24 protein-coding genes, 1 pseudogene, 1 riboswitch and 1 other annotated feature are annotated in these 23,030 nt (G+C 32.6%); of the genes and pseudogenes, 19 read left to right on the top strand and 6 right to left on the bottom strand.

Annotation, left to right across the window (positions count from 1 at the left end; all coding sequences use genetic code 11):
• The first annotated feature begins 129 nt into the window (after positions 1–129).
• Both ACVWY7_RS12155 and lysS read left to right on the top strand, forming a co-directional pair.
• A complete protein-coding gene (locus tag ACVWY7_RS12155; protein WP_000551046.1) occupies positions 130–300 on the top strand; it encodes a DUF2197 domain-containing protein in 171 nt (56 codons plus the stop codon).
• A 72-nt stretch (positions 301–372) separates the two neighbouring features.
• Positions 373–629, top strand: a binding site (T-box leader).
• Positions 630–711: 82 nt separating this feature from the next.
• Positions 712–2,260, top strand: a pseudogene (gene lysS / locus ACVWY7_RS12150) (lysine--tRNA ligase).
• A gap of 59 nt (positions 2,261–2,319) precedes the next feature.
• Here lysS and ACVWY7_RS12145 read toward each other — a convergent pair.
• Positions 2,320–2,748: a cell wall hydrolase gene (locus ACVWY7_RS12145; protein ID WP_001128411.1), complete on the bottom strand. Its 429-nt coding sequence runs from the start codon at positions 2,746–2,748 to the stop codon at positions 2,320–2,322.
• A gap of 145 nt (positions 2,749–2,893) precedes the next feature.
• Between ACVWY7_RS12145 and ACVWY7_RS12140 the strand changes: the two genes are divergently transcribed.
• The 3 genes from ACVWY7_RS12140 (at position 2,894) to ACVWY7_RS12130 (ending at position 5,621) form a co-directional block, all read left to right on the top strand.
• Positions 2,894–3,808 (top strand): acetamidase/formamidase family protein, encoded by a 915-nt coding sequence (locus ACVWY7_RS12140; protein WP_000285689.1) that lies wholly within the window; start codon positions 2,894–2,896, stop codon positions 3,806–3,808.
• A 125-nt stretch (positions 3,809–3,933) separates the two neighbouring features.
• A complete protein-coding gene (locus ACVWY7_RS12135; protein WP_000238980.1) occupies positions 3,934–4,641 on the top strand; it encodes a response regulator transcription factor in 708 nt (235 codons plus the stop codon).
• A complete protein-coding gene (locus tag ACVWY7_RS12130) occupies positions 4,638–5,621 on the top strand; it encodes a sensor histidine kinase (protein ID WP_000620166.1) in 984 nt (327 codons plus the stop codon). Before ACVWY7_RS12135 ends, ACVWY7_RS12130 begins: the two co-directional genes overlap by 4 nt.
• A 301-nt stretch (positions 5,622–5,922) precedes the next feature.
• On the opposite strand, the gene ACVWY7_RS12125 is transcribed toward ACVWY7_RS12130, so the two are convergent.
• A complete protein-coding gene (locus ACVWY7_RS12125) occupies positions 5,923–6,549 on the bottom strand; it encodes a DUF6518 family protein (RefSeq protein WP_000376274.1) in 627 nt (208 codons plus the stop codon).
• A 543-nt stretch (positions 6,550–7,092) separates the two neighbouring features.
• Between ACVWY7_RS12125 and abc-f the strand changes: the two genes are divergently transcribed.
• The 5 genes from abc-f to ACVWY7_RS12100 all read left to right on the top strand — a co-directional run bounded on the left by abc-f (position 7,093) and on the right by ACVWY7_RS12100 (position 12,986).
• Positions 7,093–8,721, top strand: coding sequence for a ribosomal protection-like ABC-F family protein (abc-f, locus tag ACVWY7_RS12120; protein WP_033682511.1), 1,629 nt, complete (start codon positions 7,093–7,095; stop codon positions 8,719–8,721).
• 9 nt (positions 8,722–8,730) lie between these two features.
• Positions 8,731–9,315: a GNAT family N-acetyltransferase gene (locus ACVWY7_RS12115; protein WP_456523810.1), complete on the top strand. Its 585-nt coding sequence runs from the start codon at positions 8,731–8,733 to the stop codon at positions 9,313–9,315.
• Positions 9,316–9,573: 258 nt separating this feature from the next.
• The gene (locus tag ACVWY7_RS12110; protein ID WP_073523852.1) at positions 9,574–10,344 is read left to right on the top strand and encodes an ABC transporter ATP-binding protein; all 771 of its coding nucleotides are present in this window, start codon (positions 9,574–9,576) and stop codon (positions 10,342–10,344) included.
• On the top strand, positions 10,319–12,250 hold the full coding sequence (locus tag ACVWY7_RS12105; protein ID WP_105989538.1) for an ABC transporter permease: 1,932 nt from the start codon (positions 10,319–10,321) through the stop codon (positions 12,248–12,250). Before ACVWY7_RS12110 ends, ACVWY7_RS12105 begins: the two co-directional genes overlap by 26 nt.
• A 52-nt stretch (positions 12,251–12,302) precedes the next feature.
• On the top strand, positions 12,303–12,986 hold the full coding sequence (locus tag ACVWY7_RS12100) for a lipoprotein BA_5634 family protein (RefSeq protein WP_242262599.1): 684 nt from the start codon (positions 12,303–12,305) through the stop codon (positions 12,984–12,986).
• 76 nt (positions 12,987–13,062) lie between these two features.
• Here ACVWY7_RS12100 and ACVWY7_RS12095 read toward each other — a convergent pair whose 3' ends face one another.
• Positions 13,063–13,389 carry a DUF3914 domain-containing protein gene (locus ACVWY7_RS12095; RefSeq protein ID WP_001165506.1) on the bottom strand — a complete coding sequence of 109 codons (327 nt, stop codon included), beginning with the start codon at positions 13,387–13,389 and terminating at the stop codon, positions 13,063–13,065.
• A 253-nt stretch (positions 13,390–13,642) separates the two neighbouring features.
• Between ACVWY7_RS12095 and ACVWY7_RS12090 the strand changes: the two genes are divergently transcribed.
• The 9 genes from ACVWY7_RS12090 to ACVWY7_RS12050 all read left to right on the top strand — a co-directional run bounded on the left by ACVWY7_RS12090 (position 13,643) and on the right by ACVWY7_RS12050 (position 21,244).
• Positions 13,643–14,884, top strand: coding sequence for an esterase/lipase family protein (locus ACVWY7_RS12090; protein ID WP_105989536.1), 1,242 nt, complete (start codon positions 13,643–13,645; stop codon positions 14,882–14,884).
• 87 nt (positions 14,885–14,971) lie between these two features.
• On the top strand, positions 14,972–16,015 hold the full coding sequence (locus ACVWY7_RS12085) for a homoserine dehydrogenase (protein ID WP_105989535.1): 1,044 nt from the start codon (positions 14,972–14,974) through the stop codon (positions 16,013–16,015).
• Positions 16,016–16,136: 121 nt separating this feature from the next.
• Positions 16,137–17,585: a MocR-like pyridoxine biosynthesis transcription factor PdxR gene (pdxR, locus tag ACVWY7_RS12080; RefSeq protein WP_105989534.1), complete on the top strand. Its 1,449-nt coding sequence runs from the start codon at positions 16,137–16,139 to the stop codon at positions 17,583–17,585.
• A gap of 4 nt (positions 17,586–17,589) precedes the next feature.
• Positions 17,590–18,504 (top strand): D-alanine--D-alanine ligase, encoded by a 915-nt coding sequence (ddlB, locus tag ACVWY7_RS12075; protein ID WP_105989571.1) that lies wholly within the window; start codon positions 17,590–17,592, stop codon positions 18,502–18,504.
• Positions 18,505–18,576: 72 nt separating this feature from the next.
• A riboswitch (TPP riboswitch) is annotated at positions 18,577–18,682 on the top strand.
• A 123-nt stretch (positions 18,683–18,805) separates the two neighbouring features.
• Entirely contained in the window at positions 18,806–19,495 is a 690-nt protein-coding gene (gene tenA, locus ACVWY7_RS12070; protein ID WP_105989533.1) for a thiaminase II, read from the top strand.
• 274 nt (positions 19,496–19,769) lie between these two features.
• The gene (locus tag ACVWY7_RS12065) at positions 19,770–20,132 is read left to right on the top strand and encodes a hypothetical protein (RefSeq protein ID WP_249211568.1); all 363 of its coding nucleotides are present in this window, start codon (positions 19,770–19,772) and stop codon (positions 20,130–20,132) included.
• On the top strand, positions 20,039–20,431 hold the full coding sequence (locus tag ACVWY7_RS12060) for a hypothetical protein (protein WP_258177358.1): 393 nt from the start codon (positions 20,039–20,041) through the stop codon (positions 20,429–20,431). Before ACVWY7_RS12065 ends, ACVWY7_RS12060 begins: the two co-directional genes overlap by 94 nt.
• 352 nt (positions 20,432–20,783) lie before the next feature.
• On the top strand, positions 20,784–20,948 hold the full coding sequence (locus ACVWY7_RS12055; protein ID WP_105989532.1) for a hypothetical protein: 165 nt from the start codon (positions 20,784–20,786) through the stop codon (positions 20,946–20,948).
• A gap of 83 nt (positions 20,949–21,031) precedes the next feature.
• Positions 21,032–21,244: a hypothetical protein gene (locus tag ACVWY7_RS12050; RefSeq protein ID WP_001148159.1), complete on the top strand. Its 213-nt coding sequence runs from the start codon at positions 21,032–21,034 to the stop codon at positions 21,242–21,244.
• Between the two features lie 172 nt (positions 21,245–21,416).
• Here the strand turns inward: ACVWY7_RS12050 and ACVWY7_RS12045 are convergent, their stop codons facing one another.
• The 3 genes from ACVWY7_RS12045 to ACVWY7_RS12035 form a co-directional block, all read right to left on the bottom strand.
• Positions 21,417–21,623: a hypothetical protein gene (locus ACVWY7_RS12045; RefSeq protein WP_105989531.1), complete on the bottom strand. Its 207-nt coding sequence runs from the start codon at positions 21,621–21,623 to the stop codon at positions 21,417–21,419.
• 646 nt (positions 21,624–22,269) lie between these two features.
• The gene (locus ACVWY7_RS12040) at positions 22,270–22,734 is read right to left on the bottom strand and encodes a hypothetical protein (protein WP_000796386.1); all 465 of its coding nucleotides are present in this window, start codon (positions 22,732–22,734) and stop codon (positions 22,270–22,272) included.
• A 108-nt stretch (positions 22,735–22,842) separates the two neighbouring features.
• Entirely contained in the window at positions 22,843–22,977 is a 135-nt protein-coding gene (locus ACVWY7_RS12035) for a hypothetical protein (protein WP_001051664.1), read from the bottom strand.
• Between the last annotated feature and the right edge of the window lie 53 nt (positions 22,978–23,030).

Here is a 23,030-nt window from a genome sequence, read left to right as displayed (position 1 = left end):
TTTATAAGATATTTATATAATTCGATAAGAATAGGGGTATACCTTTTAATCAGAAAATATTAAGATTTGTACTATGGAAAAATTGATTTTCTCGAGTGATTAAAAAAATGTATAAATATGGAGAGGAAAATGCATATGATGTTTTATGAAATTGTTTGCTTTTCTTGTAAAAATATATTTCGTGTTTATGAAGGTAGTGAAAAATATAAGCGATTTAAAGAGAAACCAAAAGGGGTATATTGTTGTGATGAGTGTAGTCATAAAATTCAATTAGAAGCGATAAAGAATTTTTTTAGATAATTATATAATTTTGTTTCGGAAAAGTTTGACAATAAAATTATTTTAAATTATCATATAAAAAAACTAATATGTAAAATGGCATGGAAGAGAAGAGTAGTTAAGAAAGAATACGCACAGAGAGCTCTGGTAGCTGAGAAAGAGCGGTATACATCTTAATGAAAAAAGACTTGGAGCTGCGCAAGGAACTAATTTATTTAGGGATGATGCGACGGGTTCTCCCGTTATAGAGATAGGGTATAAGTATATTTTGCCGTACCTGAAGAGGTTAATATGGCGACATATTAACAAACTGAGGTGGTACCGCGAAGCTAACAACTCTCGTCCTCAAGATGAATAATCTTGGGGGTGGGAGTTTTTTTATTGCATAAAACTGAAAATATGAAAACAAAAAAAGATAGAGGTGAGTAACATATGCATTGGGCGTATGAAGTAGCACATGAATTAATTAGAAAACATCCAAACAAAGAAACTTTTGTTTGCGCATCTGGAATTAGTCCATCAGGTTCTGTTCATATTGGGAACTTTCGTGAAATCGTAACGACTTATTTTGTTGTAAGGGCGCTTCAAGAGTTAGGAAAAAAGACTCGTTTTATATTTTCATGGGATGATTATGACAGGTTTAGAAAAGTCCCTAAAAATGTTGATCCATCTTTTGTAAAGTATATCGGGATGCCATACTGTGATATACCAGATCCGTATGGGTGCCATAATTCATATGCAGAGCATTTTGAAAAAGAGTTTGAAAAATCGCTTCAAGCATTTGGAATTGAAGTAGAATTTATTTATCAACATGATGAATATAGAAATGGAAGGTATAACAAAAGCATATTAGAAGCTTTGTATAAAAGAAATATATGATGTTTTAATGGATTTTAAAACTGGGGAGTGTAGTGAAGAAGAGCGAGAGCGTTTTTATCCAGTTACATTGTATTGTGAGAGATGCGGGAAAGATACAACTACAATTACACATTTTGATGAAGCATTAAAAACAGTTCGATATGAATGTGAATGTGGAAATCAAAATGAATTATCGATACTAAATACAAATAAAATGAAACTGAATTGGAAAATTGATTGGCCGATGAGATGGATGATAGAGGATGTTATTTTTGAGCCGGGCGGAAGAGACCATTCATCAGAAACAGGTAGTTATAATGTATCAAAGGAAATTGCAAGGAAAATATTTAATCGTGAAGCTCCGCATTACGTTGCTTATGATTTCATTGGTATTAAAGGGAATCATGAAAAAATGTCTAGTTCCTCAGGGAATAGTATTACACCTAGCGAGTTGTTAAAAGTGTATTTACCAGAAGTAATTCTATTTATGTTTGCTAAATATAGACCCAATGCAGCTTTCCATATCGGTCTTGATGAAGATGTGATTCGCAATTATACGGAGTATGAACGACTGAAAGATAGTTATGAAAATAAAACGCTCAAAAATGAAGATTTGTTTGATGCAATTAAACTTTCTAGAGCTGAGAGCGGATTTAAAGAATATCCAAAATTTAATCAAGTAGCTGGAACGTTGCCGTTATTACATTTTGACTCATTTATTTTACAGGGGATATTAGAGAAAATAGATAGGAGTTATGGATTAGATGAAATGAGATCGATAAGTAATCGTGCAGAATATTGGACAAGAAAATTTCAATCTGAAAAATTAATTGAGGTAAATCAGGAGAAAAATACAGAGTTTTACAACACGTTAGATAAAAGTCAGAAAGAATGGCTAGTAGAAGTTTGTGAAATATTGCGTTCAAATAAAGATTATTCAAACATAATGGAACAATTATATTCGATTTGTCATCATGAAAATAAAAAAATAATGAAAGAAAATCAAAAACAGTTATTCACTATTATATATATGCTCATTATAAATCAATCAAATGGTCCTCGTATACCATTATTAATACATGTGGTAGGTATAGAAAAAAGCATCGCATTATTAGATTTCTAATACACAGTTAAAAGCAACACAAGTACCGAATTTTCTAGGTACTTGCGTTGCAAATTTTACTACCGTGAATACAATTTCGGACATTCATTACCACTAGGTTCATAAAAACAATGGCTTTTAAACTGTCCTACAAACGGCTGGTTATACCATTCGGGCGGACAAGCTCCAACTGGACGGAAATACCAAAGAGCCCATCTTGCTGGCCAGCGCCACTCACCTTGTAAAACTTTTCGTGCGATTTCTTTTTCTGATTCACGAGCACGTTGATAAAAATATCCGTATTGCACTGCTTCGAATCCACCAGGGCTTTGATATACAGCATCACGTACAGAACGAAGTTGTTTAAAATCTAAGCAATCACAAAATACACGGTTTACTACTACGCAACCAACAAGTTGTTCACCTTGTCGACCTTCGCCTTCAGCTTCAGCACGTATTAATCGAGCAAGTAAGTCAACATCGCTTTCGTTATATGGAATAAGGGGCATAGTGATACCACCTTTCTGTTATAGTAAAGAGTGTATGTTTTTAAATAAGCTTGGTGCTTTTTTACATAAAATTAACATTTCAAGAGGAGCTTGTCTGAAAAAAGCTAATTAGTAATAGTAGATAAATATAAAAGGGAGAGGTATTATGTATCGAATTCATAAAGAACATATCATTTACGCAATGTCATCAGAAAATAAACCATGCATGGAAGTAGAAATTGGGAGTCGCCTTATATTTGAAACATATGATTGCTTTGGAAATCAAATTGATTCTGAAGATGTTGCGTTTCAAGAATTAGATTGGAACCGAATTAATCCGGCGACTGGACCTGTATATATCAGTGATGCAGAGCCTGGTGACATATTAGCCGTAACGATTGAAAAGATTCAAATTGCAGAGCAAGGTGTTTTAACTACAGGTACGAATCTTGGTGTAATGGGTGAAGAGCTACATGAAAATACAGTGAAAATTGTCCCAATACATAATAAACATGTTTTGTTTTCGAATGAACTGCAAATCCCAATTAATCCAATGATCGGTGTAATTGGTACTGCTCCAAAAGAAGAGAGTATTTCATGTGGCACACCGCATGATCACGGCGGGAATATGGACTGTAAAGAGATAAAAGAAGGGACAACATTATTATTACCTGTAAATGTTCCTGGTGCTCTATTAGCATTAGGTGATTTACACGCAGCGATGGGTGACGGTGAAATTGGTGTTAGTGGAGTAGAGGTTGCTGGTGAGGTGACGGCAACAGTTCATATTATAAAAGGAAAGAAATGGCCATTACCAATGGCTATTCAAAAAGAAAAAATAATGACGCTTGCTTCAGAGAAATTGCTAGATGATGCAGCGAATCGTGCTGTACGTAATATGGTAACATTTTTACATGAAGAATTACAAATGTCTAAAGCTGATGCCACGCTTTTATTATCAGCTGCCGGCGATTTAAAAGTTTGTCAAGTTGTGGATCCACTTAAAACGGCACGAATGGAACTAAGTATGGATTATGTGGAGAAGCTAGGTTTTAATTACAGTAAATGTCATATTAAGTAAGAATAATAGAAAAAGGATGCTTTTGTATAAAAGTATCCTTTTTAAATTTACGGATTAAGTAAAAAAAGGTATTATTTATTTTGTATAATTGTATATACGATTGCGGATCGATAAAGGAGTAAATAATGGTTAAAATTATGATTGTAGAAGATGATATGAAAATAGCAGAATTATTATCAACACATGTTGCGAAATACGGGTATGAAGGAATTATTGTATCTGATTTTCAAAATGTATTAAATATTTTTTTAGAAGAACAACCAGAGTTAGTTTTATTAGATATTAATTTACCGAGTTTTGATGGGTACTATTGGTGTCGTCAAATTCGGGGAGTTTCCACGTGTCCGATATTATTTATTTCAGCTCGTGAAGGTACGATGGATCAAGTTATGGCGTTAGAAAACGGTGGTGATGATTTCATTTCAAAGCCATTCCATTACGAAGTGGTAATGGCTAAAATTCGAAGTCATTTAAGACGTGCTTACGGAGATTATGCACCGAAAGTAGAAGATCGGATGGTTGAGCAACAGGGACTTTGTTTATATCCTGAAAGGCTTGTATTGAAGCTTAGGAACCAAGAGATTGATATAACGAGAAACGAAGCTATTTTATTAGAAATATTAATGAAAAATTATCCGCGTGTAGTGAGTAGAGAGGTGTTATTAAATAAATTATGGGATAGCGAATCCTATGTTGATGATAATACATTAAGTGTAAATACGACACGTGTGCGAAAGAAGTTAAAAACGTTACAGATTGAGGATGCGATTGAAACAATTCGTAGTGTTGGATATAGATTGCATATTACTTGGGATACGGGTATGGAAAAATGATAAGGCTGTTTATACGTGATCATATACCACTTATTTGTTTTACAGCAATTCAACTACTATCCATATTTCTCGTATATTGGTTTGATGGGTATAACCATATTGCAACGGCATTATATGCAATGTTTTTAGGTGCCTTTTTTATGGTAGGTTATTTAATATTTCGTTACTTTACACATCGTTCTTTTTATGAGCGTTTAGCAAACCCGATGCAATCTTTAGATGAATCTGTTCAAAAATCGGATTTTGCAGCTATATCTGCTGCTCTTCAAGACTTGCTTGAGGTACAATATCGCCATTATCAAAATCAGCTTCAAATACAAGAGAGAAAAAATAATGATCATTTAACTTTTATGAATCAATGGATTCATCAAATGAAAACCCCTTTATCTGTCATAGAATTAATTACACAAGATGAAGTTGACTCGCGTTTTGAAAGTATAAATGAGGAAACAGACCGGTTAAAAAAGGGATTGGAGATGGCATTATATGTTGCACGTTTAGAAGCATTTACACAAGATTTTTATGTAGAAAGAGTACAACTACATAAAATAGTGAACGATTCTGTGCATGAACATAAACGTTTCTTTATCCGGAATTTTGTGTATCCAGAGCTTAAAGTTGAGAAAGATATTACTGTAGAAAGTGATGCGAAATGGTTACAATTTTTAATTGGACAAATACTATCGAATGCGATTAAGTATTCATCTGGTAGTAGAGAGAAGATTAAAGTGAAAGCTTGTAAGGAAGGTAATACAGTCATACTTGAAATTATTGATAACGGTGTAGGCATACCGAAGCAAGATTTACCAAGAATATTTAAACCTTTCTTTACAGGAGAAAATGGCAGAGATTTTAAAGAATCAACTGGAATGGGGCTATATCTTGTATATGAAATTACGAAACAATTAGGACATAATGTAGAAATCCATTCAGAAGTTGGTAAAGGTACCGTTGTACGTATTAAATTTTTTAATGTGTAAAAATAAGTAATCTAGGCTAAAGAACTTTGGAGATAAGTTTTTTAGCCTTTTTGTATAGCGGTTATATGAAATGGTAAAACGTCATATTAGTATGTATAATGACACACTAATAAATACGATTGTTAAATTTGAAGGATTTAATAAAAAGCTGATAAATATTTTTGTAAGAAAAAAGCCACCCCTTTGAAAGAGATAGCTTCATGAATCTATCCTATGTATAAGTATAATGTTCGAATAAGTGATATGTTTTGTGGACTATAATACAATTAGTCTTTTGTTTTTTCATGATACAGTATTGTAATTAAGTAAACAAACTTAATAATTTATAACCAATTAATCCCAAAATAGTGATAGGAATCATCATTAAGAAAGAAGACACACGATAAGCATTAGAGCGTTCTAATACAAGAATCAAGATAATTCCGACTATCACTTCCGTATATCCAACAGGTAACATGTGACTGTAATCTTCAAAGTTTAATAGAATGTGAAGTCCGTCCGTTACAAAAACTCCACTTAAAAGTGCGCTTCCGAATTTATGAAGTGGAGTTGTAGTATCTTTCCATAGAAAACCTGCAATTCCAAAGATAGTTCCTCCTATACATGCACATACAATCCATACAGATATAAAATAAATAGAGTGAGCTACATTTTTAATAACTATTGCATAACCATAATAGCCTAATACCATACCGAGTAGTGCAAGGATACCAGAAAGCATAGCTGTACGCTTAGAATAACTAAGGCTAGCCACGAAAAAGGATGGAACTAACCAAACGCTTCCTAAGTTAGCTAATGAATGCCAATTTCCTGGAAGTATACCTTGACCTAATTTAGTTAGTATACCAACAATTATCCCTACTACAATCGGGAGGAGAACGATTCTTAAAAACATATTTAATTTTGTGTTTTTTAATGTCCTGTCCATAAATTCAATCCTTATATTAATATTTTCTGCAACTATATAATAGCTTATTAAAGGGTAGTAATCAATGATAATTTATTGAAAAACAATAAGTTATTATTGGATAACGAATAACATTTTATTTTTATATAATAGAGAGTTTAGAAGTTTTTTACTGGGGAATTCTAAAGGACGTATTACAATCAATGTAATTTGTGCTTGTTCAATATGAAGTTAAAGAATGATAAATAAGCCTAAAAGAAAGCAATCTTTTTAACAGCACAAATAATTGCATTTACTCATACAGTATTAGTATGGTACAATATGGTTATTAATGACGGAAAGGAATGATGGGTGGACGATGATTAACTAATCTTATTTTTAAATGTTGAAATTCAATAAATTTCAATTTCTAAAAAATAGGATTAGTCTGCCCAATTTCCATACAACGGTATTGCTATTTATGTTGCGCAATAGCTTATTTGGGTATAAATATTTTAACGACTAATCCTGCCAAATTTATTTGGGAGGATTTTTTATTCTCCCTTAATGAAAGGGATCGGTATTATGAAAGAACTATTAAAATTAAATGATGTTTATGTTGAAATAAAAGAAAATATGTTGTTAGAGAAAATGAATGTGACAGTAAAACAAGGGGATGTTATCGGATTAATCGGTAAAAACGGTGCTGGTAAATCAACGTTACTTCAATTAGTAAATGGGAAGATTGAACCTTCAAAAGGTACTGTTGAATGGATGCAGATGAATATGACAACAGCATATGTTGAACAAGAAAAAGAAACTTTCGTTAATAAAGATATAATTGCAAAAGAAGCAGAATTGCTTGCGAAATGGGGCGTGCCAACGAACGACTTTCATACTTTAAGTGGTGGTGAAAAGCTGAAAGTACGATTAGCAAAAGGATTTGCTAAAAATCCTAATGTCTTAATATTAGACGAACCGACAAATCATTTAGATGAGATGAGTACAGAATTTCTCATTAAGCAAATTAAAAATATGAAAGGTACAGTTATCGTCGTATCGCATGATCGATATTTTTTAGATGTTGTCGCGACTAGAATATGGTCAATTGAGGATAAGAAATTAATTGACCATAGCGGTAATTATACGAGTTATATGACAGCGCGTGAGCATAAAAGAAAGACGCAGCAGCGTGAATATGAAAAACAACAAAAAAAGATAGAACAAGTAGAAACTCATATAAAAGAATTAAGTTCATGGTCACAAAAGGCACATGCGCAGTCTACAAAACAAGAAGGAGTTAAAGAATTTTATCGTGTAAAAGCGAAGCGCATGGATGCACAAGTGAAGTCAAAACGAAAACGTCTCGAAAAAGAGCTAGAGAAAACGAAAGTAGAACGTGTGAAAGAGGAGTATTCAGTTGAATTCTCTATTCAAGCGAGTAAAAAAGTAGGAAAACGTTTCTTAGAAGTAAAACAATTGCGGAAAGAATTTAATAATCGAATATTATTTGAAAACGTTAATTTTACAATTCAACACGGTGAGAAGATTGCGATTGTTGGACCAAACGGTAGCGGGAAAACAACTTTATTGAAGATGATTATGGGAAACGAAACTGCTGAAGGAGAAGTATGGATTTCACCATCAGCAAAAATCGGTTATTTAACACAAGAAGTATTTGATTTACCGCTGGAAAAAACACCAGAAGATTTATTTTTCAAAGAGACGTTTGAAGAAAGAGGAAAAGTCCAAAATTTAATGAAACATTTAGGGTTTGAATCTTCCCAATGGAAAGAGCCGATTCGATATATGAGTATGGGTGAACGAGTAAAATGTAAGCTAATGACTTATATTTTAGATGAAAAAGATGTACTTATTTTAGATGAACCTACGAATCACCTTGATCTTCCTTCACGTGAACAGCTTGAAAATACATTAGCTGAGTATAATGGAACGCTCGTTATCGTTTCTCATGATCGATATTTTCTGGAGAAAACAACTAATACAAAACTTGTGTTTGTAAACAATACAATACAAAAGCAGCTCGAAGAACCTACGAAAACAAGAGACGAAATTGAAGAGCTACGTTTAACGTTAGAAACAGAGAGGCAAGAAGTATTAGGTAAATTAAGCTTTTTAACTTCTAAAGACAAAGAATATAAAGCACTGGATGAACGATTTATGGAACTTACGAAGCAGATTAAGGCACTTTAATGTATTAACATGGGAGAAGAGAAATTGACTACGTTATTTAGAATAGATTGTGGAGAAATATACCTACAAGAGTTTACAGTCGAAGATGCAGAGAGTATTTATAACATATCCAATCAACCGGAAATAGAAAAATTTTTGCCAGACTGGAAATCAACAAAAGAACAAAGGGTTAATTGGGTTGTAAATTATGAGATACCAGAAAATAAAGCGTTTCTTCATGCAGTGAGAATTACGACTAACATAGATGATCACATATTAAAACTAGGAATATGTAAGAAAACCACAAATGAATTTATTGGATGGTGCTGCACAGGTATAAAAGATGAACTCCCTGCACCGAATAGAGAGATTATGTATGCTGTTTCAAGCGAATATCATAATAATGGTTATGCAACGAAAGCGACAAAAGGACTGGTTGACTATTTGTTCGAAAAAACGAAAGTAGATGTCCTTAACGCAATTGCTTTAATTAACAATGTAGCATCAAATAAAGTTATTGAAAAATGTGGGTTTATTTATAAGCGCCAACAGAAGATAGAAAATCAAATATATAATCACTATATATTGAGAAGATCTGAGTGGATAAAAATATAACGTTGAGTAGTAAAAGACCGATAAAGCAATCGGTCTTTTCTCAGTATATAATAAAGATTTCATATACATTGTAATTCCTGCTACTATACAATTATTATAAGATAGGTATGCGTTAATTTTAGTTTAAAAATAGTTTTATTATCAGTTTTTTTAGAAATCTTACAAGCGTGTAAGATAAATGAAAGATGAATCAATATGAGCTGTAAGACAATTCATTTACACTCTGTTATGAGACGTGCAAATGAAGGGAGAATATACATGGAAATTTTACATGCAAAAAGTATTAGTAAAGTATATAAAGGGAAAGTACCTTATAAAGCATTAGTTGATATTGATTTATCAATTCAAGAAGGTGAATTTGTAGGGATTATGGGACCATCTGGTAGTGGGAAAACAACGTTATTAAATATGGTATCTACTATTGATTCTCCATCGTCGGGAGAAATTTTAATAAATGGCACAAATCCTTTCCAATTATCATCAGAAGATTTAGCGTTATTCCGCAGAAAACAATTAGGATTTGTTTTTCAATCATTTAATCTTCTTAGCACACTTACTGTAAAAGAAAACATCGTATTGCCGATGACTTTAGATGGTGTTTCTGTGCAAGAAATGAACAAACGAGTGGAAGAGATTGCAGAGAAGTTACATATTACAGATATCTTGAATAAAAGAACGTTTGAAATATCAGGGGGGCAAGCTCAAAGAACAGCAATCGCTCGTGCGATCGTTCATAAGCCGCAATTATTACTTGCAGATGAACCAACAGGGAACTTAGACTCTAAATCTTCAAATGATGTAATGGAGATGCTTAATTCTCTAAATAAAGAAGAAAAAGCAACGATGATGTTAGTTACACATGATCCGTATGCTGCGAGTTTTTGCAGTAGAGTAATCTTTATTAAAGATGGTCAACTATATAACGAAATTTATTGTGGTGAAAGTAGGCAAACTTTTTATCAAAAGATTATGGATGTCCTTTCTTTGTTAGGAGGGAAAAGGCATGACTTTTCGTCAGTTCGCATTTAATAATATTATTCGTAATAAGCGTACATATGCTGCCCATTTTTTAAGTAGTGCATTTTCTATTATGATTTTCTTTACGTATGCTCTTTTATTATTTCATCCTGATCTACAAGGTGAGTTGAAATCGACAAGTGCAACAATAAGTGCATTTGGTACATTGGGATTTTCAGTTTCGCAAGGATTGATTTTTGTATTTTCATTTTTCTTCATATTATACTCAGTTAGTTCGTTTTTAAAAACACGTAAGAAAGAATTTGGCATTTTAATGATGCAAGGTATGTCAATGAGGCAGCTTAAGAAATTATTACTAATTGAAAATATGTTGATTGGACTTGGTTCAATTTGCATAGGGATTTTCATTGGACTCATATTTTCTAAACTAGTCTTATTGATAAGTGCAAGTGTATTAATGATTAATAATGGTTTACCTTTTTATACACCAGTGAAGGCTGTATTATTAACAGTTATCACATTTCTTTTCTTGTTTTTAATTGTTTCATTATTTACATTTAAAATGATAAAAGTAACGGAACTTGTGGAACTTATTCGAGCAGAGGAAAAGCCAAAACCTGAACCGAAATCTTCAGTTTTATTATCGCTACTTTCTTTAATTTGTATAGGTTATGGATATATTTCAGTATTTCGTTTTATCCCAAGTACTAATTTTATTACGCTTGGAATAGGTGTGCTCCTCGTAATTATAGGAACGTATTTTTTATATACACAGTGTAGCGTGTATATACTGCATCTTGCTAAAAGGAGAGAATCTTTCTTTTTAAAGAGAACAAATATATTAACATTTTCTGAATTAATTTACCGTATGAAAGATAATGCAATGATGTTTTTTATAGTATCTATTATTTCAGCAGTGGCATTTACAGCAATCGGTACAACAGCTGCCATTGGAAATAGGGAATTAGTATGGATGACAAATCCATATACATTTCTGTATGAAAGCCCTGAAAATAACAAATTGGTAGATAAACATCTCTCGATGATAAAAAAACATCTCGCGGATGCAAATATTCCGTACCGGATGGCTTCATCTTCAAATAAATTTACAGAAAGTAACGTAAATGTATTGAAGTTAAGTGAATATAACGAGCTTGCGAGAGCACTCGGGTATAAACAAGAAACGATTGAAAAAGACGATGAAATCTTATTAATCCCTGGAAGAGTGTCACAAAAACAAGAATTTAAAAATGGTGACTATAAAAAAAATATTGAAGTCATTCAAGGAGATTGGACAAACACATTTCGTGTGAAGAAAACTGTAGAGAATTTAGTTTTACCACATGATTCTAGTAGTATTTATATTGCTGTTCAAGATCATGTGTATGATGAAATTCCTCTGACGAGTAATTCAGAGGATGAAGATATTCAACATCGTACTTACGGATTTGTTGTAGATGATTGGATAAGAACGAAAGAGATTTCAAATCAATTAAAGAGTATATTCGATACAGATCTTAGGGGCAGAGAGTTCCGCTTTGAAGCTTTAACATTAAACTTGTTGGAAGCAAAGCAAAAGAATGGTTTATTACTTATGGTAAGTGTTTTAGTCGGAATCGTTTTCTTTACATTTGCTGCTAGTTTTATTTATTTCCGATTATATACTGATTTGAACCGTGATCAACAACAATATAAAATGATTTCGAAAATGGGATTAAGTAAACGAGAGTTAAAAAAAATTGTAACGAGACAGTTAGTATTAATGTTCTTCTTACCAATTATCATTGCAGTGATCCATACTGTAGTTGCGTATACAGCATTGCAACAATTAGTTAGTTTTTCTATTTTAAACAGCTCGATTTTTATTTTAATTTCATTTATATGTATACAAGTTTTATATTTCTTTATCACTCGTTGGCGTTACCTACAAAAGCTTTATAAGACTATGGAGCAATAAAGAATACTAACTAATAAGATTATAGAAAAACATGTGAATAATAATATGAATTATGAAGGGAATCGCAATGAAAAGAACAGTAACGATTTTTATGTTAACTATAATACTTTTAATAAGTTTTAGTGCATGCTCTAAAAAGGATAACTCATTTCCTGCAAACGGTGTATTAATTATTGGAAATGAAAATAATGTTTCACCAATTATTAATCGTTATCAGGAAATTACGAAAGAAAATGAAGTATTTTCTGTAAAAAAAGGAGAATTTGGAAATGGCAAAGTCTTAATTTTAAATGAATCTACAGCACAAGCATTGATTAAAGAAAAACTTTTTCGAAAACAAGATAATGGCTCTGATCATATTATAGATACGTTACCGAAGTTCCCGAAAGAAGGATCGCTATTATTTACAAATGAAGACGGTAAGACTATGAAAAGTATTAAAATAGGAGGGGAAGAGATTCCTGTTACATATGATAGTGATGCTTGGATAGGTAACAATCGTAACTATTCAACGGAATGGTATATGATTGTAGCAAAAAATAATGTGTATAAAGAAATAAAGGCAAATGAAATGAACATGCATCTTCTTCATTTGGAAAAATCTCTAGGTGACAAAAAACCTAAAATGTCAACAGATAATACATTGATTAATGAAAATGTCAAAGTGAAAAAATTAATTAAAGGTTTGGAAGGAGAAGTATCTTTTCAGTTTGTAACAATTGGAGAAGAATCTTAAAAAAGAGTTCGAGCTTGATAGAAAATTTATCCAGCTCGAACTCTTTTTAGTTTATAGACTATTCATATAAAAAAGATTACATTACTTCATTTAATCGAGTCTCGTTTGTTTCCTCAATCGCATTTGTATTTTGAGCTTCTTTTTCTTTACGAACTTTTTGTAGCATTTCAAGGATGATCCATAAAGGAACACCTTTATCTTTTAACATCTTCCATAAATCTAATTCGTTAAATTTATGCTCTGGCTGTTTCATTTCTTTTTCGGATGAACGAATATCGAACTTGATAGGATCATTTACTTTCTTACTTTCAAGTTTAGTAGAAGAGATAGTATTATGCTCAAGATTAGATGGAGTTATTTTAGTAGGTTGAGACAATGTATGAATATTTGATCCGATTTGCATGATTTTTCCTCCTTTTGAAGCAATGAGATTAGTTTTCTTATGGTTTTTAAATCTTTTTAACATGAGGAAACTATATCTAATTATAAATTCAAATAAACAGATTTACAAGTTGTACTGTAAAAAGTAAATATTTATCAACATTTGTATATGTTTTCTATATATACAACGTATATAAAATACTTTACATTATGTTTAAGTTATTAAAGCATGCTGTATAGCAAAAAATGTAAACGTTTTATTAGGGGGAGAAAGTATGGGGAAGTTATTTTTAAAAATATGTTTTTTTGCATTAGTGGCTGTTTGTTCATTGGTAGCGAAAATAACATATGCTGAAGAGAGACAACAAAATAATTATCCGATCATTTTAGTAAATGGTTTTGCCGGATGGGGTAGAGAGGAAATGCTAGGGGTTAAATATTGGGGTGGTGTTCATGATATACAAGAAGATTTAAAACGCAATGGTTATACAGTTCATACCGCAGCTGTTGGACCAGTTTCTAGTAACTGGGACCGTGCATGTGAATTATACGCCCAAATTAACGGTGGAACAGTAGACTACGGTGCCGCACATGCTGAGAAACATGGACATAAGCGTTTTGGCAGAACTTATAGTGGTTTTGCGCCGAATTGGAGTGAAACAAATAAAGTACATTTAGTTGGGCATAGCATGGGTGGACAAACAATTAGAACATTAGTACAGCTATTAAAAGAAGGCAGTTATGAAGAAAAAAATTATGTAAAAAATCACCCAAACACCAAAATATCACCACTATTTGAGGGCGAGAAATCATATGTTCATAGTGTTACAACATTAGCAACTCCTCACAACGGTACAACACTTGCGGATGGTAGTCTTCTACTACCGTTCGTTAAAGATTTACTCATTACAGCTGCAAGTTTTGGAGGAAACGATAATTTATCACTATATGATTTTAAATTGGATCAATGGGGGTTAAAAAAGAATACTGGAGAGTCCTTTTTCCAATACAGTAATCGTATTCTAAATAGTTCAATTTGGAAAAATACAAAAGATATAAGTCAATGGGATTTAAGTACAGATGGTGCAAAGGAGTTAAATAATTGGGTAAAGACGCAACCGAATGTGTATTACTTATCCTATAGTGGACATGCATCACAAGCGGCACCTATAACGGGTTTACATTTGCCTCATATAACGATGAATAAAGTGTTAATGGGGAATGCATTTTTCTTAGGTTCCTATGCAAGGTATGAAGAAAATCGTCCATTAATTGATACTACTTGGTGGCAAAATGATGGTGTAGTAAATACAAGTTCTATGATTGCACCTTCTTCTAATGCTACTGTAAATAATAATGAGTCATTGCAGATTGGGAAATGGAATCATATCGAAACGAAAGCAAATTGGGATCATCTCGACATGGTAGGACTTAGTGTTTCAGACACGTTAGGTTTTTCTAGCATTCAAGAGTTTTATAGAGCAATTGCTGAAAAGCTATCACGTTTACCGAAATAGATAATAATAAAGCGCTCTCGATAGAATTCGGGGGCGCTTTATTATATATTAAAAGAGGGATTGGATAGAAAAATATGGGGGGATATTATGAAAATTAAAGTTGTACTATCAGGATATGGAACAGTAGGAAGAGAGTTTATAAAATTATTAAATGAAAAATATTTATATATAAATGAAACGTATGAAATAGATTTAGTGGTAAGCGGTGTATTAGGCAGAAATGTTGCAATACATAATGAAGATGGATTATCTATTCATCATTTATTAAGATATGGTGGCGGTAGCTGTGCAATTGAAAAATATATTGAACATCATCCAGAGGAACGTGCAACAGATAACATAAGTGGTACAGTGCTGGTAGAATCAACAGTTACAAACCTTAAAGATGGAAATCCAGGGAAACAATATATAAAACAAGCGATTGAGAAAAAAATGGATATAGTAGCAATTTCAAAAGGTGCGCTAGTTACAAACTGGAGAGAAATAAATGAAGCTGCAAAAATCGCAAATGTACGAATTCGATACAGTGGGGCAACTGCTGCGGCATTACCAACACTTGATATTGGTCAATTTAGTTTAGCTGGTTGCCATATTGAAAAAATAGAAGGAATATTAAACGGGACAACAAATTATATTCTTTCGAAAATGAATGAGGAAGATATTACATTTGAAGAAGCACTGAAAGAAGCGCAAAGTAAAGGAATTGCTGAAACGAACCCAATATTAGATGTAAGTGGTTCTGATAGTGCGTGTAAATTGTTACTTTTGACAAACAGTTTAATGGGAACAGAGAATAAGCTTACAGATATACATATTAAAGGAATCGAACATGTTACAAAACAACAAATTCGAAATGCGAAGGAACAAAATAAAATTATTAAATTGATAGCATCAGCCTATAAAGATAATGAAGGTAATGTGAATCTAAATGTTGAACCGTACAAATTACATAAAAATCATCCGCTAGCAAATGTAAATGGAACAGAAAAAGGAATTACGTTTTTTACAGATACGATGGGCCAAGTTACTACAATTGGTGGTGCGTCAAATCCACGCGGAGCCGCAGCAGCAGCTTTAAAAGATATAATTAATTTATATCGTAAAGATTTGTCACGTATTAACAGGGAATAAAGTTACTAATTGATTAAAGTTGTATTTTATAAAACCGTACCGCCCTTTATAAAAAATACATATGCAGTGGACCTTTTGAGAATGAAATAAATATGCAAAAATAATTGCAGGGGGTAAGAATTTGTTTAAAGATTTTAAAGTTGTGAAAGATCGTCCCGTTTATATTCAATTAAAAGATTATTTAAAGAAGATGATTATGAAAGGGCATTTGCTCGGGGATCAAAAAATTCCTTCAACAAGGGAACTAAGTGAATTACTTAGTGTAAGCAGAAATACTGTACTCGCTGCTTATGCAGATTTAGAGCAAGAAGGGCTCATTTATGCAGTTAAAGGAAAAGGAAATTTTGTTGCGAAGGTTGATATATCGAACACTTCGTCTGTTGAAATAGATTGGAAAAATAAACTTAATACAGTTACCTTATTAGCTGATGAATTAGATTTAATGAAACATGGTGTTCGCTGGGAAAAAGGAATGATTGTTTTTAACAGCATCGCTCCGGATGAAAAGCTATTTGATGTGGAAAATTTCAAAAGAGCTTTTCTTACTCGTATGTCCATTGAAGGTGATGTCGTATTAAATTACGGATACGCAAAAGGTTATAGACCATTAATGAAATATCTACTTCATTATATGGAAATGAAAGGTGTAGATATTTCGAACAAAGATATTTTAATTACAAATGGATTTACTGAAGGGTTAGATATTGTTCTATCCTCGTTATCAAAGAAATCAGGGCGGGTTATTTGTGAGAATCCGACTCATCATGCTGCGTTGAAGCTATTCCGCTTACATGGCCTTGAAGTTCATGGTATTGATATGAATGAAGATGGTATTGATACGAACGAAGTTGAAAAAAGCTTGCGTGAAAAAGAGTTTGATTTTGCGTATTTAATTCCTTCCTATCATAATCCAACCGGCATTGTGACGAGTTCAGAGAAAAGAACGGAACTGATGAGATTATTTTCAAAATATAAGATTCCTATTATAGAAGATGGATTTAATGAGGAACTACGTTATTCAGGTTCACATTTAGCACCATTATTAACTTTTGCTGGCGCTGGTAATAATGTGATTTATATTAGTAGCTTTTCGAAGGTACTTTTCCCTGGTTTACGTGTAGGATGGATTATTGCAGATAAAGAGCTGATTCATCATTTAGAAAGTGTAAAAAGAGCAAGAACTATTCACACATCTACTTTAGATCAAGCTGTTCTATTTCAATATTTACATGAAGGGTATTTTGAAAAATATTTAAAAAAGGCAAGGTCTGTTTATAAGAAAAAATATGAGTTAGCTGTTGGGATGTGTAACGAGTACATTCCGTTTCAAAGAATGACCGGTGACGGTGGACTTCATTTATTTATAGAGTTAGAAGAAAAAATTCATGCTCGTACGCTTTTACAAAAGTGTTATGAGCAAGGGGTTACATTTTCTCCTGGAGATGTTTTTTATTCTAATGGAGAAGGAATAAACACATTTCGATTAGGATTTTCCCGTCTGAAAGAAGAAGAAATAGTTCGGGGAATCAAAATAATCGGTGATACAATAAAAAATGAAATTTGGAGTTGAGGAAATGAGAATTGGCGTTATTATGGGAGGAGTATCCTCTGAAAAACAAGTATCAATTATGACTGGAAATGAAATGATTGCACATTTAGATAAAAATAAATATGAAATCGTACCAATTACGTTAAATGAAAAAATGGATTTAATCGAAAAAGCGAAAGACATTGATTTTGCACTGCTCGCATTACATGGAAAATACGGAGAAGATGGGACAGTTCAAGGAACGCTTGAAAGTTTAGGTATTCCTTATAGCGGGAGCAATATGTTATCTAGCGGTATATGTATGGACAAAAACATGTCAAAAAAGATTTTACGTTATGAAGGAATAGAAACACCAGATTGGATTGAACTTACAAAAATGGAGGATTTGAATTTTGATGAGTTAGATAAGTTAGGATTTCCATTAGTGGTAAAACCAAACTCTGGTGGTTCAAGTGTTGGGGTAAAGATTGTCTATGATAAAGACGAATTAATTTCAATGCTGGAAACTGTGTTCGAATGGGATTCTGAAGTAGTAATAGAAAAGTATATTAAAGGTGATGAGATTACATGTTCCATTTTTGATGGAAAACAGTTACCTATCATTTCAATTCGACATGCGGCTGAGTTCTTTGATTACAATGCGAAATATGATGATGCAGGTACTATTGAAGAAGTTATCGAACTTCCAGCTGAACTTAAGGAACGTGTAAACAAAGCGTCACTGGCGTGCTATAAAGCATTAAAATGTAGTGTTTATGCAAGGGTTGATATGATGGTGAAGGACGGTATTCCATATGTAATGGAGGTTAATACATTACCAGGGATGACACAAGCAAGTTTACTACCAAAAAGTGCAGAAGCAGAGGGAATTGATTATAGTAAACTATTAGATATGATTATTGAAACTTCATTGAGAGTAAGAAAAGAAGAAGGGTTTTAAGCAATGGTATCATGAATACTTTTGACAGTAACAAGAAGTATGTTATGATGAATACGATACGAAAATAAAATATTTATCCACTAGGGGGGCCTATTATAGGCTGAGATCAAATTGGAATTTGAGACTCTTAGTACCTGATCTGGTTAATGCCAGCGTAGGGAAGTGGGAAAGACATTGCTATTTCATGTATAAATACTGTCAATTTCACTTTCTTTACGCCTGTAAAGAAAGTTTTTTTATTATAAAGCGTTAATTGCTGTGGATAAATACTTATATGAAATGGATTATTGGAGGGAATAAAATGACTTTTTCACAATCATTACGTAAAGAAGTAGATTCAATTTGGGAAGCTAGTTTTCATCATCCTTTTGTAAAAAAACTCGGTGAAGGAACGTTAGATTTAGCTAATTTTCGCTATTATGTGCTTCAAGATTCCTATTATTTGAGTCACTTCGCTAGAGTACAAACATTAGGAGCTGCAAAAGCGCTTGAATTAGAAACGACTGCTCGCATGGCACATCATGCTCAAAATACATATGAGGCGGAATTATCTTTACATGAGAACTTTGCGAAGAAACTAGGGATTACACAAGAAGAAAAAGATAATTTTATCCCTGCTCCAACTGCATACGCATATACTTCACATATGTATCGTGCTGCGTATGAAGGACATTTAGGCGATATCATTGCAGCAATTTTACCTTGCTATTGGTTGTATTATGAAATTGGTGAGCGTTTAAAAGAGTGTCAGCCAGAAGAGCCGATTTATAACGAATGGATTTCTGCTTATGGATCTGATTGGTTCCGAACATTAGTCGAAGAGCAAATTACAAGGTTAGATACTATCGCTGAACAAGTAACAGAGGCAGACCGTAAACGAATGAAACAACATTTTATTATTAGCAGTCAATATGAATATTCATTTTGGGAAATGGCTTATACTTTAGAAAAGTGGCCGGTAGATACAGAAGTAAAAGATGTAATAGGATAAAGAAAAGAGGTATTGCTATACGTATGTATGGGCAATACCTCTTTTTTAGTTTTTTGTAAAATTATTGTAAAAATCATAAATAAAACACATAATACATATTTAATATCTCTAATGTATGGCATTTTAGATATAAAGGAGTGCTTTATATTGTAATTACTTTTAACTTTTATAAAGGTTATTGGCGTTCTTGATGAAAAAGATTCACTTCAACAAGAATTGAGAGAAGTATCGCAGAAACAAAGTTACGCTTGGAGGCGGAAGTGCACTCAAACTCATGCAAGCTCAGTTTCAATATCGTGATGAGGATTACAATACATTATTTAATGAAGTTAAAGCAATTATGGAAAAGAATCATGAATTAAAGAATGCCCCCTTTATGCATGTCAATGTGCGTGTTGCAGAAGAACAACCGCGAAAAAACGTGCACACCCGGCTTGTAGTTACAAAGTCAATTACAAGCGCTCGTTATAGCGCTCAAGGCAGTTTTGTGTTGGATGGTATGAAAGAACTGACAAAAGGAGTACGAAAAGAGCTACATACCAGATTGGCGAAATTATCGAACAGAAATGTAGACGTTGTCATTATAATCGCTCATCCAACGAGAATTTTAGTGTTAATGAATGTAAAGTATGCCTGACTGGTGATGAGTTACGCCAGTTGGGCAGATATTTGGATACACAGCCTAAAAAGAATAGTGGACCGAGAATAGAAAAATCGAGTGGTTTAACACCTGAGGTTGTCAGGAATTTAAATATACAAGGAATACCGGATAAGAATATTGGTATTATGTATGATCCTAGCCCCTCGTATGTCGGAAAAAAGAAAAAACATTGGAAACGAGTGGGGATTTGGAAAGGTCCAACTGATATGAGAGAAATAAAAAGGGTAGAGCGAATGGTAGAAGTAGTTGATGTGAAAGGGATGGCGGATACTTAAAAGTTTCATAAAATAGTTAAATTAATAAAAAGCAGTTAGCTTTCGCTAGACTGCTTTGCTCCCTAATGTAGTCTTGTTATGTAATTTAGATGAAGATACTACCTACTAGGAATAAAGCTCCTAGCAGAATTAGAGAATCCACTAAAATTAAGAACTGATTTTTCTGTGGCTTTCGAAGTTCCTTTACCAAGCTAAAAACTGCACTCATTCCGAAACAAATATATATATAAATCATTATTGTTCCTGACATAATTAACACTCCTAATATATTGATAACTTAATTATATTACGAAATACATGTACATGTAAGTTTGTAACAAAATCTTTATTTTAAAGAAAGCGAGAGGAAGAAATGAATACAATAACAGTTAATATTCAAGCAACAATTATTAAAGGAGCGTTAACAGGGGGTTCCAGAAGATTTGTAGGTTTTGATAGTGAAATGGATATGGTAAGCATTGAGGCTGATGAAGATACTTTTATTGAAACTAAATCAGGAAATATTAAGCAAAATTAGTACAAAATCGTTATTTGAGAGAAAGGGATTATCTGAGATGAGTTTCAGCTAATCCCGAACCAATCATAGAAAGGAGAATGTATATGCAAGCGAAGACAATACCTAGAATTATTAAACTAATAAAAGCAAATGTTTTGGCTGTACCTTTCGGAGCCAAAATAGCCAAAACAATTGAGATAGGTATCAAAATTAAAGGAGGACCGGCAAAATACAGATTGAAAAATAAGAATGCAGTTAAAAATATTGAAATGAAACCAAAGTATTCTCTCATTACGTTATCCCTTCTCGAAAAGTAAATAATACAGATTATACCATAGAGAAAATGAATCAAATTGATTTTTCAATAAAAACGCTATTTGAAAGTAAATAACCGTAAAAACGTCAGGCAACCAATTAAGTTGCCTACTACGTTCTTGAATGGTAAATGATAGATTTCTCAATAAAAGAGAGAAATAAAGAAAAATGTTTTTAAATGAAATTCATAAAAGTTTGATAGGTACTACCGAGGGAAAATACCGTAGCTACCGCATGGGCAGTCCATTTAGGCATATTTAATTTTAATATGGTGTTGTATAAGATTCCATATACGATACAAATGATTAATACAAATGCAATTAATTGAAGTGCTAATAGAAATAGTGGCTGTTCTAAAGCACTAAAGTTAAGTTGTTCCATTAGTTGATCACACCCCTTATTTAATATATTAATATAATTAAATTGAAAGTAAAGGTTTTTTTCTATAAAGTTCCAAATGTATGAAGTTATAGGATTGGAAAGTGAATTTGAACAAAAACGCTATTCTAATAGGAAACGAGGGAGTGAAATGGAGCAATTATTGATATGTGTTTAAGTGAGTTTCTTGAAGTGTTTGCAGTATACGAGGGATTCACTAAAGCGGCAGATTAAGAAAATATACAAAGGAAGATTACAGAAACAATGCTTAAAAAAAGAGAAGCCCTTAATTAGGTCGCTCCTCTTAATGCCAATATAAAATAACCATTCCATTATAATGTATAAGTATGAAATGGTTAACAATTATCTTCATGGTAAAAATTTCATTTTGTAGAACAGGGGAATGGATATGTGTACTTATGGGGAAAACGCAGTTAAAGAGTACTTTAAGAAGCAAGAACTGAAACGAAATATAAAAGCAGCTAGCAAAAGCTAACTGCTCCGTGAATAAGAAGAACACAATAGTCATTCGTATTCAACTTTGGTGTATCTATAATATTAACATATTTTAGGATTCTTAATAAAAAAGGGGGTGAGGGAGTGTAAGGAAAAAAACTTTATATAAAGGTCCTTTTGGCGATTTAATCTATTAATTGCAGTCGTGATAATATTCATCACATGAATCGTTACTATCGTTACAGCAGATACAAAATGTTTTTTGTACAAATAAACTAACTATACTAGTAGGACCTTCCTGTTTGGTAAGAGTAAGACTTTGAAAATCTTCAACTTGAAATATTTTTGTTTGAACAGGTTGTAATGTAGTAGTAATTGGTATGCTAGACCTTCTTGTTAGAATAGTTACTTGAACGGGTGCACTCATACCGACAACGAATAACTGAATTAATGTTTTGTTATGATTGTTTGTAAAATCCTCAAATACAGTTTGTGGAGCGGTGGTTTCAAGGAAAACAGACACAGGTATATTTCCATTTGCATTTTCTGCAGAACCAGCTATCGTATGAGTTTCAGTAAAACAGTTGTTTTTTTGATCGTTCGAATGCGATTGGTTTTTATAATATTTTTTACCATCTTTATAAAAGTAATCAGCCATATGAATTTAAAGCTCCCTTCTATTAGATATCTATATAGTCTATTTAATAAAGCGAAGTAGTGCTTGTACAACATAATAAAATCCGCTCTCGTAAATTACCCGAAAATGTTATTTAAAAATTAAAGAGCGCCAATTAAGGGCGCTCCTTATACCGATTGCTTTATCGATTTCTCGATAACTTTCATTTTCGTTCAAATAACGTAGAACGATTTGTATTTTTTCATCAGCTGTAAATTTAGCCATAGAAAAACTGCACCTCCAATTAAGGTGTTCTTTTTAATTTTATTGTAAAGTTA

It is taken from the genome of Bacillus sp. TE9106W (assembly GCF_054062215.1).
This window is presented reverse-complemented; position numbering and strand designations above follow the sequence as displayed.